General features: G+C 50.7%; 17 protein-coding genes. 10 read left to right on the top strand and 7 right to left on the bottom strand.

Annotated elements, in window-relative coordinates:
• Window positions 1-152: 152 nt before the first annotated feature.
• The 4 genes from Z042_RS10300 to Z042_RS10285 all read left to right on the top strand — a co-directional run bounded on the left by Z042_RS10300 (window position 153) and on the right by Z042_RS10285 (window position 5014).
• Window positions 153-2486 carry a molybdopterin-containing oxidoreductase family protein gene (locus Z042_RS10300; RefSeq protein WP_024912258.1) on the top strand — a complete coding sequence of 778 codons (2334 nt, stop codon included), beginning with the start codon at window positions 153-155 and terminating at the stop codon, window positions 2484-2486.
• A 3-nt stretch (window positions 2487-2489) separates the two neighbouring features.
• On the top strand, window positions 2490-3038 hold the full coding sequence (locus tag Z042_RS10295; RefSeq protein ID WP_024912257.1) for a 4Fe-4S dicluster domain-containing protein: 549 nt from the start codon (window positions 2490-2492) through the stop codon (window positions 3036-3038).
• Between the two features lie 9 nt (window positions 3039-3047).
• Window positions 3048-3866 carry a dimethyl sulfoxide reductase anchor subunit family protein gene (locus tag Z042_RS10290; protein ID WP_024912256.1) on the top strand — a complete coding sequence of 273 codons (819 nt, stop codon included), beginning with the start codon at window positions 3048-3050 and terminating at the stop codon, window positions 3864-3866.
• A gap of 221 nt (window positions 3867-4087) precedes the next feature.
• The gene (locus tag Z042_RS10285) at window positions 4088-5014 is read left to right on the top strand and encodes a DMT family transporter (RefSeq protein ID WP_024912255.1); all 927 of its coding nucleotides are present in this window, start codon (window positions 4088-4090) and stop codon (window positions 5012-5014) included.
• Between the two features lie 101 nt (window positions 5015-5115).
• Here the strand turns inward: Z042_RS10285 and Z042_RS10280 are convergent, their stop codons facing one another.
• The 3 genes from Z042_RS10280 to Z042_RS10270 all read right to left on the bottom strand — a co-directional run bounded on the left by Z042_RS10280 (window position 5116) and on the right by Z042_RS10270 (window position 8069).
• On the bottom strand, window positions 5116-5595 hold the full coding sequence (locus tag Z042_RS10280; protein ID WP_024912254.1) for a 2TM domain-containing protein: 480 nt from the start codon (window positions 5593-5595) through the stop codon (window positions 5116-5118).
• Window positions 5596-5909: 314 nt separating this feature from the next.
• Window positions 5910-7241: an MFS transporter family glucose-6-phosphate receptor UhpC gene (gene uhpC / locus Z042_RS10275; RefSeq protein WP_024912253.1), complete on the bottom strand. Its 1332-nt coding sequence runs from the start codon at window positions 7239-7241 to the stop codon at window positions 5910-5912.
• Between the two features lie 12 nt (window positions 7242-7253).
• Window positions 7254-8069 carry an inositol monophosphatase family protein gene (locus Z042_RS10270; protein WP_024912252.1) on the bottom strand — a complete coding sequence of 272 codons (816 nt, stop codon included), beginning with the start codon at window positions 8067-8069 and terminating at the stop codon, window positions 7254-7256.
• Between the two features lie 314 nt (window positions 8070-8383).
• Here Z042_RS10270 and Z042_RS10260 point away from each other — a divergent pair, with 314 nt between their 5' ends.
• Window positions 8384-8692 (top strand): ArsR/SmtB family transcription factor, encoded by a 309-nt coding sequence (locus tag Z042_RS10260; protein ID WP_024912250.1) that lies wholly within the window; start codon window positions 8384-8386, stop codon window positions 8690-8692.
• A 7-nt stretch (window positions 8693-8699) separates the two neighbouring features.
• Window positions 8700-9221, top strand: a complete 522-nt coding sequence (locus Z042_RS10255; RefSeq protein WP_024912249.1) for a rhodanese family protein — start codon at window positions 8700-8702, stop codon at window positions 9219-9221.
• Window positions 9222-9377: 156 nt separating this feature from the next.
• On the opposite strand, the gene Z042_RS10250 is transcribed toward Z042_RS10255, so the two are convergent.
• A complete protein-coding gene (locus Z042_RS10250; protein WP_024912248.1) occupies window positions 9378-9863 on the bottom strand; it encodes a GNAT family N-acetyltransferase in 486 nt (161 codons plus the stop codon).
• A gap of 173 nt (window positions 9864-10036) precedes the next feature.
• On the opposite strand from Z042_RS10250, the gene Z042_RS10245 reads away from it, so the two are divergent.
• Window positions 10037-10450: a DoxX family protein gene (locus tag Z042_RS10245; RefSeq protein ID WP_024912247.1), complete on the top strand. Its 414-nt coding sequence runs from the start codon at window positions 10037-10039 to the stop codon at window positions 10448-10450.
• Between the two features lie 150 nt (window positions 10451-10600).
• On the opposite strand, the gene Z042_RS10240 is transcribed toward Z042_RS10245, so the two are convergent.
• Both Z042_RS10240 and smrA read right to left on the bottom strand, forming a co-directional pair.
• Complete coding sequence (locus tag Z042_RS10240; RefSeq protein WP_024912246.1) at window positions 10601-11137, bottom strand: hypothetical protein; 537 nt, start codon at window positions 11135-11137, stop codon at window positions 10601-10603.
• Window positions 11138-11236: 99 nt separating this feature from the next.
• Window positions 11237-11809, bottom strand: a complete 573-nt coding sequence (gene smrA / locus Z042_RS10235) for a DNA endonuclease SmrA (RefSeq protein WP_024912245.1) — start codon at window positions 11807-11809, stop codon at window positions 11237-11239.
• A 186-nt stretch (window positions 11810-11995) separates the two neighbouring features.
• On the opposite strand from smrA, the gene Z042_RS10230 reads away from it, so the two are divergent.
• Window positions 11996-12334: an MbeD/MobD family mobilization/exclusion family protein gene (locus Z042_RS10230; protein ID WP_024912244.1), complete on the top strand. Its 339-nt coding sequence runs from the start codon at window positions 11996-11998 to the stop codon at window positions 12332-12334.
• A gap of 36 nt (window positions 12335-12370) precedes the next feature.
• Window positions 12371-12817: a DUF1198 family protein gene (locus Z042_RS10225; RefSeq protein WP_024912243.1), complete on the top strand. Its 447-nt coding sequence runs from the start codon at window positions 12371-12373 to the stop codon at window positions 12815-12817.
• Between the two features lie 31 nt (window positions 12818-12848).
• Here Z042_RS10225 and Z042_RS10220 read toward each other — a convergent pair whose 3' ends face one another.
• Window positions 12849-13853, bottom strand: a complete 1005-nt coding sequence (locus tag Z042_RS10220) for a helix-turn-helix domain-containing protein (protein WP_024912242.1) — start codon at window positions 13851-13853, stop codon at window positions 12849-12851.
• Window positions 13854-14002: 149 nt separating this feature from the next.
• Here Z042_RS10220 and Z042_RS10215 point away from each other — a divergent pair, with 149 nt between their 5' ends.
• Window positions 14003-15031: an alpha/beta hydrolase family protein gene (locus tag Z042_RS10215; RefSeq protein ID WP_024912241.1), complete on the top strand. Its 1029-nt coding sequence runs from the start codon at window positions 14003-14005 to the stop codon at window positions 15029-15031.
• Window positions 15032-15083 lie beyond the last annotated feature (52 nt).

Here is a 15083-nt window from a genome sequence, read left to right as displayed (position 1 = left end):
GTTTTTTCCTACCTATCTCTCATTAGCCACATTTTCATCTACCTATTTAGCGTTAATTTGATTTTTTTCAATATCTGAATTTGGTGAACTCAGTTTACTTATAGTGAACATCAGTGATGTCGTGCCATATAAAATTATTAAGAGGCTTACTTATGGATGAACTCTCGTTACTCCGGCTGAATCGCCGAACCCTACTGAAAGGACTTGGCGTGGTGGGGCTTGCCACCATCTCCCCTTGTGCCTTCTCTCTAGCACCCGGGCAAAGCACTCCACTTCCCCGGGTGCGCCTACAGCTTTCAGACTATAAAACCTTCCGTTCAACCTGTGCGATGGAATGCCTGCACTGCAACCTGACCGCTTATGTCCACCAGGATAAACTGATTAAGATTGAGGCCAGTAAAGACTTTAACGTGAAGTGTTGCCTGCGCGGGATCAGCCGTACCAAATGGGTTTATCACCAGAAACGCATCACGACGCCACTGCTGCGGGTTGGTGAGAAAGGAGAAGGGAAATTTAAGCCCATCTCTTGGGATGAAGCGCTCGATTTAGTTGAAAAAAACATTCGCTCTACCATTACCAACCACGGTAACGAAGGCCTGTTGATTTCCATGCACGCTGGCAATATGGATTCAATCAAGAACGACATGGGCAGAGCTTTCTTCGATTACCTTGGCGGCTCTACCAAGCAGGCGGGTTCGCTGTGCTGTTCAGCAGTAACGGCAGCAATGATACCGATGCTCGGGCTGCGCTATGCCGACACTCGCGATACCATTGCCGATAGCCGCTACATTATTTGCTGGGGCAACAACCCGGCGGTCACCATGCACGCCTATTACAAAAACTACATCAAAGCGCAGGAAAACGGCGCCCGTATTGTCGTGATTGACCCCCGCTTCAGTGAAACCGCCGCGAGGGCCGACGAATGGGTTCCCATCGTACCCGGTACCGATACTGCATTGGCGCTGGGCATGATGAAAATCATCATCGAAGAACAGCGCATTGACGCCGCATTCTTGCGTCAACACACCGGAGCAGTCTATCTGGTGACAGCGGATAACCAGCAGATGCGCGCTGACCCACAGGACGCTGACAGCTATCTGGTCTTTGACGTCATCAGTCAGAAATTGGTGCGCCATGACAGCCCAGGGATCGAACCAGCGTTATTCCAGCACCAGCTTCCCGCCAACAGCGGCTTCAGCACGGTGTTTGAGCAAATATATCAGCAGGCGGCAGCTTGGCCGGTAGAACGGGTAGCCACAGAAACTGATATTCCCGTTGGTACTATTCTACGTTTAGCACGCGACTATGCCAGCAATGCACCAGCGATGATTATCCAGAATATGTCCGGTGCCCAGCGTACAGAGTTCGGCACCTATGTTGCAGCAAGTCAGTTCTACCTTGCCCTGCTGACTGGCAACATCGGCAAGCGAGGAGCAGGTGTCTGCGACGCGGGTGGTGCCAGGCAGATGGCGAAGTTTAGCCCTATTATTCCCCCAGCCCCTAACGCCAAGAAAATTACTCCGATTCCTGTTGCAAAAGTCGGCGACTGGATCGTCAACGACAAACCTCATCCTATTAAGCTCTGGTGGATCATGACGATGGGTGTGATGACCCAATTGCCTAATACCAATCAGGTACGCAAGGCGTTACAGAAGGTTCCCTTCGTTGTGGTGGCCGATAATCTGATGAGTTCTACCGCGCTCTATGCCGATCTGGTGTTGCCCGTCACCACTATCTTCGAAGATGTCAGCCTGATGGCCGGGGTACGCAGCCACTATGTGCAACTGATGGAAAAAGCGGTAGAGCCGCCGGGTGAAGCGAAGCCCGACTACTGGATCTTCGCCCGCCTGGCAGAACGTTTTGGATTTGGTGAGGTATTCAACCAACCGATTGAGCACTATATCAACGCTTGCCTACAAGGCTCAGGGATCACCCTGGAGCAGCTAAAAAAAGGCCCGGTACGGCCAGTTGAAGGTGATTGGGTTCCCTTCAAGGACGGTATATTCCGTACATCAACCAAAAAGGCACATTTCTTCATTGAAGAATGGCAAAAACAGAATTTTTCACCGCTGGTGACTTATTTGCAGGTTAAAGAATCCATCAAAGGTTCGCCAGAACTGGCGCAGAAATATCCGCTGATGGCAGTACAGCGCAAATTGGCGCGCAGCGTGCATTCCAGCCATGGGATGAACGAATGGATTCTTGAGGTACAGCGTAATCAACCTAACGTCATGATTCATCCGCAGGATGCCCAGCAACGCAGTATCCGTCATGGCGATTGGGCTGTCGCCTTTAACGATCGCGGTGAACACCGGGCTATTGCCGTTGTTACCACCCAGATCAAGCAAGGCGTGGTCTCGCTGGATAACGGTTGGTGGGAACAACAAGGAGGTAGCAGCAGCCACGTCACTAACGATCAGTTCGAAATCTTGGGCACTGGCCATTGCTGTAACAGCACGTTGGTTGACGTAAGAGCGGAGGGATAATCAATGTCTAAACAATATGGCTTTTTGATCGACATCAAGCGATGCTACGGCTGCAAAACCTGCTCAATGGCCTGTAAATCTGAAAACATGACCCCACCGGGGGTACTGTGGCGACGAGTGCGTGAATACAACACCGACAACCCCAATACCGGGGGATTTATTTCCATGTCATGCAACCACTGTGACGACCCGCAATGTATGAAAGTTTGCCCTGCAAGCACCTACAGTAAGCGGCCTGACGGCATCGTGGTACAGGATCATGACAAATGCATCGGTTGCCGTATGTGCATTATGGCCTGCCCTTATAATGCCCCCGTCTTCGACCCGCAAGAAGGAAAAACCAGCAAGTGTAATCTGTGTGCCGAACGGCTGGATGAGGGCCTGCTCCCTCGCTGCGTCGAATCCTGTCCAGCGGGCGTACTACTGTTCGGTGAAATCGATGAGCTGAGAAAACGGCATACCACTGACTGGGCCAGCCTGGAGGCTCGCTATCATCTGCCGGATCATCGTATCAGCGGCCCGAATGTCGTCATCATTCCGGCGGATAGATAAGGAGGCGTTATGGAACAATATGAATTTCCATTAGTGTTTTTCACCGTGCTGAGCCAGTGGGGTATTGGTGGCGTACTGGCCCTCACTCTATATCGGCTCAATGTCGTCCGTTCGGGTAAGAACGGGTTATCGTCTCAGCAGTTTAAAGTTCTGGCTTTGGCACTGTGGCTGATTGAGGTTGTTGGTTCCTCACTGTCCCTTGCACACCTCGGTAGCCCCGCTGGTGCTTATCGTTCGGTACTTGGCATTGGCCATTCTTGGCTCAGCCGTGAAGCCGTCGCCTTCGTACTGCTGAATGGCTGTATGTTACTCTGGTTGCTCGCGTGTTGGCAGCGGCCGCGGCAAACCGCACTCATTGCGGCATTGGGGCTACTCAGTGTGATCGTGGGGGCTGCGGCAATTCTTGCCTCAGCGCAAATCTACTCCCAAATGATAGGTCACTCACTGTGGCATGCTCCCTTTACTCAACTGGCATTTCTCGGTACTCCTCTGTTGCTTGGTTTTACCACCCTAGGCATTGTGCTCAATGTTGGCGGTCTGGCCGTTCCGCGTATTATTCGCTACGGAATGTTGCTCGGTATTTTGCTGGTTATCGGGGCACTGATTGGCCGCTATCAGGTAGCAGAAGCCAGCGCAGCTGGCATACTGTTGTGGTGGCAACTCAGCGCTAGCGTACTGATTAGCGCCGCACTGTTCACTTTATTGCGTAGCGAAATGCGTTTCTCGCCAGCGATGGGGTTACTGGTTGGCAGCGCGGTAGTTTCCGGTGAACTGGTCGGGCGCATGCTTTTTTACAGCAGTGTGATGGGCCAATTCCCGTGGTTCTGACCGCCTAAATGCTCCCCATAGGGGGAGCATTTACCTATTGATTCTCTTGCCAATTCACCAATGAATACAAAAAGCTAGTCGACTCACCCAGCCCCCCTCGCCCATAAAGGTTTGTTGCTTGCGGCACAAAAAGTAGCAAAAAGTGAAGTTAGTCAGGACTTTTACGGTAGATCTCGCTATAACGAAACAGTATTTCATTTTTCTTTTAAAAGGGATGTTTTGTGGAACGCAGTCCGCTTCTTTTTACTAACAAAAAATTCGTCTTCTTTGGTGCCACGTTCTGTTGCCTCCTCTGGGGAAGTGCCTATCCTGCAATCAAAAACGGCTACGAGCTGTTTAATATCTCGCCAGATGATATTCCCAGCAAAATGGTGTTTGCGGGTTATCGTTTCCTGTTAGCCGGGATTGTTCTGCTGATTTTTGCCATTGCCAGTGGTAAATCAATCACCCGTATGAAACCGGTGCATTACAAGCAGATGACCATCTTAGGGTTAACCCAAACGTCATTGCAGTATATTTTTTTCTACATCGGCTTGGCTTATACCACTGGGGTAGCAGGCTCCATCATGAACGCGACAAGCACATTCTTCAGCGTTCTGTTGGCACACTACCTGTATCAGAACGATCGCTTGAGCTTCAATAAAATCGTTGGCTGTGTGCTGGGGTTTGCTGGCGTTATGGTGGTCAATTTCAGCCCTGACCTCACCAACTTCACCTTCACTTTGATGGGGGAAGGCTCGGTGGTGCTGGCAGCCTTTATCCTCTCAGCCGCCACAATTTATGGTAAGCGCATATCTCAGCAAATAGACAGTACGGTGATGACAGGATACCAGCTTGCCATTGGCGGCTTTGTTCTTACCGTAGGCGGCTACCTCTTTGGCGGCCAGTTGACAGCATTCGGCTGGCAGGCGCTGTTGCTGTTAGCCTATCTGATTTTGCTGTCATCAGTGGCGTTTGCCCTCTGGAGTTTATTGCTGAAATACAACCGGGTGGGGATGGTTGCTCCCTTTAACTTCCTGATCCCGGTTTCTGGCGCCGTCCTTTCTGCCATCTTCCTGAATGAAAGCATTCTGGAATGGCGAAACGCCCTGGCATTGTTGCTGGTGTGTGGCGGTATCTGGTTGGTAAACCGGATCAAACAGGCGTAAACCACGCTTTTCAACGGTAAGTTTGTGCGAGTATTTACAAACTTACCGTTTTTAATGTTTATTGCACGACTCGCTTTTTACCTACCCCCCCCACCCATACGCTATTTACGCAATATTTTCTGCAAACGCGCCTGCTGCCAGCGAATTAACCAATCCTGTAAGAAAAAGACCTTCGCTCCCTGCATCACCAAAAAAACACCCCAGATGACCAACGGCCAGACAAACCAGAAGCTGTCTGGTGTAACAACGCGATTAATAGTGAACAGAAACAGGTTGATTACCACATAGATAAACACGCTGCGGTAGAAGCGGCTTTCTGCGGCAACCCTTTCTTTGGCGCTTTCAATCTGTTTATCCAGGGCATCATCACGTTGGGCAATGCCTGCCGTTTCCCCACCACCAGAAATATCGGTCACACTGATGTTAAAGACGGCTGCAATAGCACTGAGTGTTTCAAGGCTGGCCTGCTCACCATTTTCAATACGCTGTATGGTGCGCACACTGAGAGATGTCAGCTCTGCCAATTGCTCTTGTGACCAAGCTCTGGAAAGCCGCAGTTGTTTAATGCAATTCTGGCTCATAAACCTCACCTTTTAAGCCGATGGACATTTCTCACAGTATGCGGTGAAGCCACCAGCGGCAACAGGTCAGCAACCCGACAGCGACCTGACACCTTGCCGACAGTGTGAGTAACGCGCTTGTTTACTGGCTGAATCATCAATGCTGATACTGCCGCAGGAAAACCTTAAGGGCATCGACTTGCCAAGGAAGACGTGTCGTTCAAAGGAAAAGATAAATCACCAATGAAATTTATGCTTCCGGCTGCCCTAACCGCAGGAAGCATCTGTAGCATATCGCTCCCAACACTACGGGGAGCGATATGCTACACCTACGCTCAGTTGACGGTGATCGGTTCTACACGCCGTGGCTTGATAACCAGCGGTAGTAACAGAAACGCTGAAACCAGAGTCGTTGCGGATAACACCACGAAAAAGCCATCCCAACTCCAGATTTCGAGCACTTTAGCCAGCGGCCACCCCGACAACCCAGCGCCCAGGTAACCAAAGATACCGACAAATCCGGTCGCTGCCCCTGCTGAATCTTTGTGGGCTGACTCTGCGGCTGCAATGCCAATCAGCATTTGCGGGCCAAAGATAAAGAAGCCGATAAAAAAGAAACAGGCTGCATTAAACAGATAACTGTCTATCCGCAGCAGCCATATCAACAACACGCTGACAAAAATGCCGAGCATGAAAATAATATTCATCGGCACCCGGTTACCTGCAAACAGCTTATCCGATCCCCAACCAGCTACAATGGTGCCAATAAAACCACCGATTTCCAGCATAGTTAGCGAAGAGTTAGCTTTCACCAGCGAATAACCATGGTTCTGTATCAAATACAGGTTACCCCAATCGTTAATCCCGATGCGCACTACGTAGACAAATACATAAGAGATGGCAAGCAGCCAGATATATTTATTGGTAAAAATATAACGCTTTAAAATCTCCAGAAGAGGCAGTTTGGCACTGTTTTGTTCCTGATTAAGCTCCTGTGGGTCCATTCGCCAATTGCCGACGCTCGGTAACCCCATTGCCACCGGGCGATCCCGCAGGCGAAGGCAGAGAAAACAACCACTGATAATGGCAATAATCCCAGGCACGATCATCCCATAACGCCAGCCATAATTAACAGCCAGCACCCCTGCCAGCAGGGGAATAACCGCCCCACCCACATTGTGCGATGTATTGCAGATTGCCCACCAGAACCCACGCTCATTGCGCGAATACCAGGTGGTGAGCAGTTTGGAACATGGAGCCCATCCCCACCCTTGGAAAAAAGCATTGGCGATCCAGAAAACGGTCAGGGCAAACAGCGATGAACTGAAACCAAACAGAATATTGATCACCCCTGTCAGGATCAGGCCCATGCCCATAAAATAACGCGGGTTGGCGGCATCACTCATAATCCCGGAGATAAAACGCGAGGCACCGTACATAAAATAAAACAGGGTGCCCATCAGGCCAACATCCGCGACGGTCATCCCGAGATCGCTCAGCATCTCTGGCATCACATAGTTAAAGCTTTTACGGGTGAAGTAATACACTGCATAGCCAACGTACATACCAAGCATGATATGAATACGCCAATAACGATAGGTTTGATTAATCTGCGCAGCATCTGCGGTGACGGGTTGCTCTGGTGCTGATTTCATCCACGTGATCATCATGTTCACCTGTCATATGAGGAAGTTAGGCTGCGAGCCGTTGGGGTTGGAAAGAACCGCCAGTACCTGCGCATGCAGTTGAGGATCGCCCGCGGCAACAACGGTGGATGTGGAATACATGGTGAGGGGTTCACCGTACCAGTCGGTGATTTTGCCGCCGGCTCCTTCAATGATCGGCACCATGGCGCAGTAATCGACTTCACGCATGCCGCCGCTGTCAACGCTGAGATCGATACGGCCAGAAGCCAGGCAGCCATAGGCATAACAAGCTGCGCCGTAGATCCGCCACTTGCTGGCTTTGAGCAAATGGGTGTAACCCGCCTGATGTTCAGGAAGGACAAACTCGGTATTGCTGGTGGACAGCAAGGCATCTGCCAGCTGCTTGCAAGGGCGGGTGGTAATGGGGTGGCCATTCAGGGTGCTGGGTTGCCCGGCAACGCCGACCCAGCGCTCGTCCAGCGCAGGAATATCGATGATCCCGATCACGGGTTGCCCATGGTGGCACAGCGCCAGCAACGTCCCATAAACGGGAACCCCAGCGATAAACTGTTTGGTACCATCAATGGGATCAATAACCCATACCCATTCTTCATGCTGCGCTTTGGCACCATATTCTTCCCCTAGAATGCCATGGGTGGGAAATGCCTGGCTTAGCTGCTCACGGATCAATTGCTCAACTTGCTGATCGATGACGGTAACCGGGCTTTGATCGTCTTTGGTGGCAAATTCTCGGCCACCGTAGAGATAACGCTGGCGTTCCTGTTTCAGTAATTGACGAGTTTGATCGGCGATGGATTCAGCGACCCGAGTAAAATGTTTGAGTTCCATATGCAGGTTCCCCACTGTAGGTGTAAGCAATGCCGCGGCTGGCTCTGTTTAACGAAAGGGAAAAGCCGCTGGCTACCGGAATACAAAACGCTGAGGTGGTTTTTGTTTGTTTTTTGTTAAACAGAATCGTCAATATGGTGTTGAAGAGGTTCCGATGCTTGAGGGATTTCTTTAGTGAGGATGGCGAAATTGGCACAGTGGCGGTGAGCGCTCAAGAAACCGCGATTCCCCGTTGCCGCTAACGAAAAATTCTGTGTACATTGTCCCGCCATATATTTTAGTATTTACTAAATTTAGTAACTGCTAAAATACTTATGACTACGACTCAAGATCTGCAATCACTGCTTGCCAGTGCCGATGCGGCCTCAAAGCTGCTGAAAGCCATGAGCAACCCCCATCGTTTATTGATCCTTTGTATGCTGGTGGATTCACCGGGTACGGGGGCTGGTGAACTGGCCGCGATAACGGGGTTGAGCCCATCAGCAACGTCACAGCATCTCGCCAAAATGCGTGATGAAGGGGTGATTGAAAACAGCAGAGATGGGCAACGCATTCATTACTTCATCAAAAATACCGCCGTGCAGAAAATCATCGGCACGCTAAAAGCTATCTATTGCCCCTGAGGATGACATGAAGGTAGAAACGATAACCTCACAAAACGCTCAACGGTTGATAAAACAGGGAGCACGCCTGTTTGATATTCGCGACGCAGATGAATATGCCCATGAGCATATTGCGCAAGCCCATTTGTTCCCGCTGCCTGCGGCGGAAAAAGGTGAAAATTTACCCTCGTTCTCTGAACAGGATATCGTTATCTTTCACTGCCAATCCGGCAAGCGTACCGCGCAAAACGCAGCAACGCTGATAACCGCAGCTTTACCTGCTAAAGTTTATCTGCTTGAAGGGGGGATTAATGCCTGGAAACAGCAGGGATTTGATGTTGTGAAAGATAAAAACCAGCCATTACCCATTATGCGCCAGGTACAAATTGCCGCAGGCTCGCTGATTCTGTTGGGTGCGGTTTTGGGCTATATGCTCAATCCTTTATTCTTTCTCCTGCCCAGTTTTGTTGGTGCCGGGTTGCTGTTTGCCGGTATCAGCGGTTTTTGCGGTATGGCCACTCTGTTGGCGAAGATGCCCTGGAATCAATAGCGCATATCAAGCGGTGCCAAAAAACAAATAAGTACGCCATTATTCTACAATGCTATTCGCTGTCTGGTGGGGGCCGAAGGGAAAGGCATACCCACCATGCAGCACTTTCCGGTGGTGTTTATTCTTTAAGACTCTCAAACTGTTTGCACAATCCAATCAAACCCCTGCAAAAGCAAAGCTTTCCAGCACTTTGCCTTCCATACGGTAGCGCACCCATTCATCTTGCGGCGCAGCACCGATACTGAGATAGAAATCAATAGCGGGCTGATTCCAGTCAAGCACGCTCCACTCCAAGCGGCCGCAGCGGCGCTCACAGGCTAGCTGGGCGATATGGCGCAGCAGCGCTTTGCCAGCCCCCACACCACGGAACTTCGGCGCGATGTATAAATCCTCCAGATAAATGCCGTTCTTGCCCAACCAGGTTGAATAACTCATAAAGAACACGGCATAACCTGCTGGTTCACCGTTCACACTGCAAATTAATGCCTCAGCGCAGGCGTGTTCACCAAACAGGCTTTCTTCAATCTCACTTTGGCTCGTCAGCACTTCATCGCGAGCTTTTTCATACACAGCCAGTTCAATAATCATATCCAAGATTAATTTGGCATCCTGTTTTTGCGCTGAGCGAATCTCAATAGACATCGTTTCCCCTGAAAGAAAATAAATAATCACGTTGCTCAGCATATCATGATTTCCCCATTGGCTTTCAGACCGTAGCCGCCCTCTATCTATCTGCTCACACTAGAAAAAGTGTGAACTTGTTCTAATATTTACTCAGTACAACCACACAATTCCGCAGGGCTAAGGGGTTCACAATGAGCGAAAGTTTAAAAGACAGCACCATTCTGCTGTCCAGAATACTGCTGATGATTCTGTTTATTATTTTCGGTTGGATGAAATTAACCAACTTTGGTGCCACGGTGACAGCAATGGAAGGTTACGGTACACCACTGCCCTATCTGGCCGCCGTGATTGCAGTGGTGGTTGAGTTTATTTTTGGGATCGCCATTGTGCTGGGTGCATTTACCCGGCCACTCGCCATTATTTATGCGGTATATGTCTTGGGTACGGCGTTAATCGGCCATCCATTCTGGCGGATGAGTGGGGCAGAAATGCTTGGTAACGAAATTAACTTCTTTAAAAACATCAGTATTATTGCCGGGCTGCTGCTGCTGTCGATCACCGGCGCAGGCCGTTTTTCTCTCGACCATAAGTGGTTTAAACAATAATGCTTTGCTGCCAACGGCGTTTCACCGCGCCGTTGGCTTTTTGCTCGAATTGAACGACAGGGCCAAATAGCGCCACTTACCCCTAACTCAAAGAAAGAGAACATGTGCGGGCAGGAATGAAAGAAAAGATCGCCAGGGTATGTGAAGAAATCAATAATATCCCTGTTTGTCATAAAGTTCTTTCGCCAGCGCTTCCCCATGTTCATCGAAAAAGGCGTTGGCGATGGCCAAATTTTCCGCTCTGGGTTTCGCGGTTATCCTGCTGGCGCTGGAATCAAATTCAATGGCGATGCTGACCTCTTTTTCCGTTCCCCACCAGTAAGAATAAATCAGCAAAAAATTATCCTGCGCGGGGGTAATAAATTTCTCTAATCCACGCAGACAAACCACCAGCGGCATAAAGCCACCGAAATTTTCCGACAAAAAGATGTGATCCATCGTGACTATTTCTGTTTTTTTATCGAAATTAATATGTTCGGCATAAATATTATCCTGGCTTTCTCCGGTATTACAGTTGGCAAGATCGTTAAGCATTTCCGCAGGATCGCCATACATCCGCTGCTCTTGGTTAAACCATGCCAGCCAGTCGTCATAGTCTTTAATATTGGTGGAGGGAGAATGTAAGAATTTCTTCAGGTTATCCTCTGTAATATGCGCATGGAGAAAAAAGGAGGCGGGTTCACTCATTATGTTGTTCCTCTGATGATTAATCGGGGCCTTCATTGAAAAATAACAGAACGCTGCACCGCACAGGTCCAACTCGCTATTCTGCCGGAGAAACGACGCTTAACGGCTGTGTTTAGCGTGGCGTTCGAAGTTCTCGGCTTTCGCCACGGCGGATTTGCGCAGCGTGACATAGCAGGCCCCTTCACCACCGTCACGCGGCAGTGCCCGGCAAAATGCCTGTACCTGCTCAAACTGTGCCAACCATTTGGCTACATAGCTGCGCACGATATTGGGGTGGCTCTGATCTTCCCGCCCACGGCCATGCACAATCAGCAGCGAACGCAGGCTGTCTTTCTCTGCTTGCAGAATAAAACGAAACAGTTCCTGCCGGCAGGTCTCTACCGGCCGTCTCAGCAAGTTCAGGCTGGCCTGCGGCGCATAATGCCCATGACGCAGCTTATCCAGCACCCCCTGCTGAATACCTTCACCCTTGTATTCCAAAGGAATATCGCACGCAATGATGTCAAGAAAGTCAGTGCTGAGGAAGTTTTCCAACTGCAACGCCTGCGCTTCGCGGCGCGCACGTTTGTCGATCGGATCTTGCGGTTTAAAGTACAGCGTCTGCTGCCCCTCGGCTAACGGGGTGACATCGGCCATCTCTTGCTCAAAAAAACCTTTATCTTCGTTGTTCATCTCGCATCACTCTTGGCGTTGTACCAACCCATAAATGGCCAGGGAAACCTTCTGATAGAGAGAAGATAGAGGATTGTAAAACACCCTGTTCAGGTTGCAAGCCAGGAATTGCCAGCAACAAGTGAGCTTCTGAGCCATTTTCGCTATACTGCATGCCATCATTGAGTGCCGTAAAGGATCAATATCATGCCCATGCGTGAACTGGATACCCAGTTTCAGAATGCAATGAATGAGTTGCAGGCCAGTTTCGAAAAGCAGCACCGCGAATGGCAGCAACATTTTCAGGCTCTGCAACAGCAGTTGGAAGAAGCCAAACAGCGCGAAGCCGTGCTGCAAAGACAAAATGAGCAACTGATACACCAGTTGAGCACCGCCAGCTCCATACCGGAACAGCACGCGCTGGTGAAACAGATCAAAATGCTGGGGGCACACCTGGATGCCTTGGCTAAAGACGCTGCCACCTTTAATCGCCACGTTCATAATCAACAACGGGCCACCGGCAATTTCAGCGGCGAGCAACCTTGACCCTTGCTGGTGCATTAAGAGCATAAGACTACCTACATGACGTGGATTATCATCGCTGCCCTGATCGTGGTATTTATCATTGGTTACCGCATTCTGACTTCCGACACCCGCAAAGCGATAGATTCGTTGGCACAGCGGCTGAAAGTTAAACCGATGCTGATTGAATCAATGCTTCAGGAAATGGGTAATCGTAATAGCCAAACCTTTATCCGCACGCTGAACAACGGCTATACCGAAGAAATGCATCAGGCCGCCTACCTGCTGTTTATCTATCTGGCGTTTATCAAACAGGCAGACGATGAGCAGATCGATCTGTGGCGCAACATGCTGCTGCGCGCCGGGTTATCGGCAGAACTGCATGCCGAACACACCGAGGCGGCCCTGTTTTATTTCGCCGATCTGGATTTGGATGCATTCGAACTGGCACAGTTTCGCCGCGCCTATAATGAGCGTTATAACCGCGAGGCCATCACCAACGGGTAAAACGTTCCCTGTTCAAGCACATCCAACTGATTTAATCTGCCGTTTTGCGTTTACGCCATTCACTTGGGTTGAGGCCATACACCCGCAGGAATTCGCGATTAAAGTTGGATTTAGTGCTGAATCCAGCGTCCAACATGATGTCGGTTACCGGGCGATTGCTGCTGATTAACCACTCAGCCGCTTGCTGAATGCGCAGTTGATTAACGTATTGCGAAACATTCATACCCGCCTGCTGATTGATGGCCTGTGAGACCTTACGTGCCGGTAAACCCACTTTGCGCGCCAACCGTGCCAGATTCAGTTCGGGCTCCAGATACAGGTTATCTTGCCGTAGCCGCTGGTTAATCTGGTTAAACCAGCGTTCGCACTCCTCACGGCTGAATACGGCACCGGCAGGCTCCGTCTGTAGCGGAGGTTCTTCCTGTTCCTGTGGCATACGGCCACGGCCAAGCACCAACGCAACCCCCACAACCATCATCAGGTTGCCAAAAGCGGCCAAAGCACCGGCATGGCGGCCCGCCAACAACGTGTAATCCAACGCAATAGCTAACTCGGCCAAACCGCAAACTATCAGCAGCCCCCCCAATCCGCACCAAAGCCGGTAGTTAAGCCAGCTGTCCGCCAGCGCCACCTGTTGCAGGCTGTTTTCACCACGCCGCAGATAAAACAAAATGGCGCTGCCATAGCCCAGAAAGCCAACGGTAATTAACCCATCCAGCGCAAACAAGGCCCGCCACTGCGCCAGTACCACCACCAGCGGCAACAGCAGGTGCCCGAACGCACGCCAATTAAGCGGCCCGCGGGCGTTAAGTATGAAAACCAGATAACACAGCGGTGGAATCAACGCCGCCCCAAGGGGTTGCCACGCAGCCACCCAGGGTTGCTGATAGCCAAAACGAATTCCCACCAGCAGGCTTTGCCAACCACATACCAACAATAGCAATTGCAGTAACCAGCGCCGGGGCTGCCAGCCAAGGCGTAACAACAGTGCAATACATAAAAAGCTGAACAGAAATGACAGCGGAATAAGCGGCATAGTCCCCCCATACTTGATTGGCAGCAAACCAACGAGTGTAAAAGCCATAGTCAGCTAAAACAATCAGTTAACGACCTGGATCGCGATCAAGGTCGCGGATTGTGTTGCCAATTGCCACCGTTGAGTTTTCTCACACGCAAGGAATAAGCATGAAAAAGCTCTGCATTCTATGGCTACTGTTTAGCAGTCTGGCAACGGCAGCGCCTTGGCAAGTCGCCAGCCGCCTGCAAACGTTTCATCACGGCGATCGCCAATTGGTGACCCGTATCTACTACCCCACCCATGCCAGCGGCCAGCCGCAGAGCATAGAACATAGCCAGATATTTAACGGGATTAATGCATTGCCTGATGCACCACCCGCTATCGGGCATTTTCCGCTAGTGATACTGAGCCACGGCAGCGGTGGCAACCATGGTAACCAAGCCTGGCTGGCGCAGGCACTGGTGCGGCAGGGCGTGATTGTGGCCGCCGCCAATCATCCGGGCAGCACCACCGGCAACTCTGTCCCTGCACAATCGGTATTGCTCTGGCAGCAAACACAAGATATTTCGGCATTGCTTGATGCCATGCTCAATGACAGCACTTGGCAACCACGGGTTAATACTCAGGCGATTGGCGTGATGGGGCATTCCAAAGGGGGTTACAGCGCTATCGCCACCATCGGCGGCCAGGTGGTGCTGCAAGATTTTATCGCTGGTTGTCAGCGCCAGCCACAGTCACCCAACTGTCAATTCTACCAAGAGGTAAAATTGACCAACGTGCCTGCGGCTGCATTTAACGCCAACTATACCGATACCCGATTTCAATTTGCCGTGGCGCTCGATCCAGGCATGGTACCTTATCTGACGCCCGCAAGCCTGCGGCAGTTGAACGCACCGTTGCTGATCGTCGCCGCCCAGCACTATATGCCAGGCAACGCCGACAATGGCCTTGGGAGTAGCGCACTGGCAGCCTACCACGGCCAACACCCTATCACTGCGGTAACATTGCCCGGAACCAATCACTTTGATTTCCTGCCGTTGTGCAGCTCAACAGCGCTGGCAATTCTGGCACAAGAGGATGAAACCGTGATCTGTGCTTCTACGGCAACACAACGTGAACGGGCCCACCAGCAAACTATCAAGACAATCCTGGCATTTATCCAACCGTGGCTATCCACTCAATCAGGAAATCAATAAAAGAAAACACCCGGGAAAACCGGGTGTCTGAATATTGTGCCTGCTGATAACC

Origin of the sequence: Chania multitudinisentens RB-25, assembly GCF_000520015.2 — a bacterium.
GTDB lineage: Bacteria > Pseudomonadota > Gammaproteobacteria > Enterobacterales > Enterobacteriaceae > Chania > Chania multitudinisentens.
This window is presented reverse-complemented; position numbering and strand designations above follow the sequence as displayed.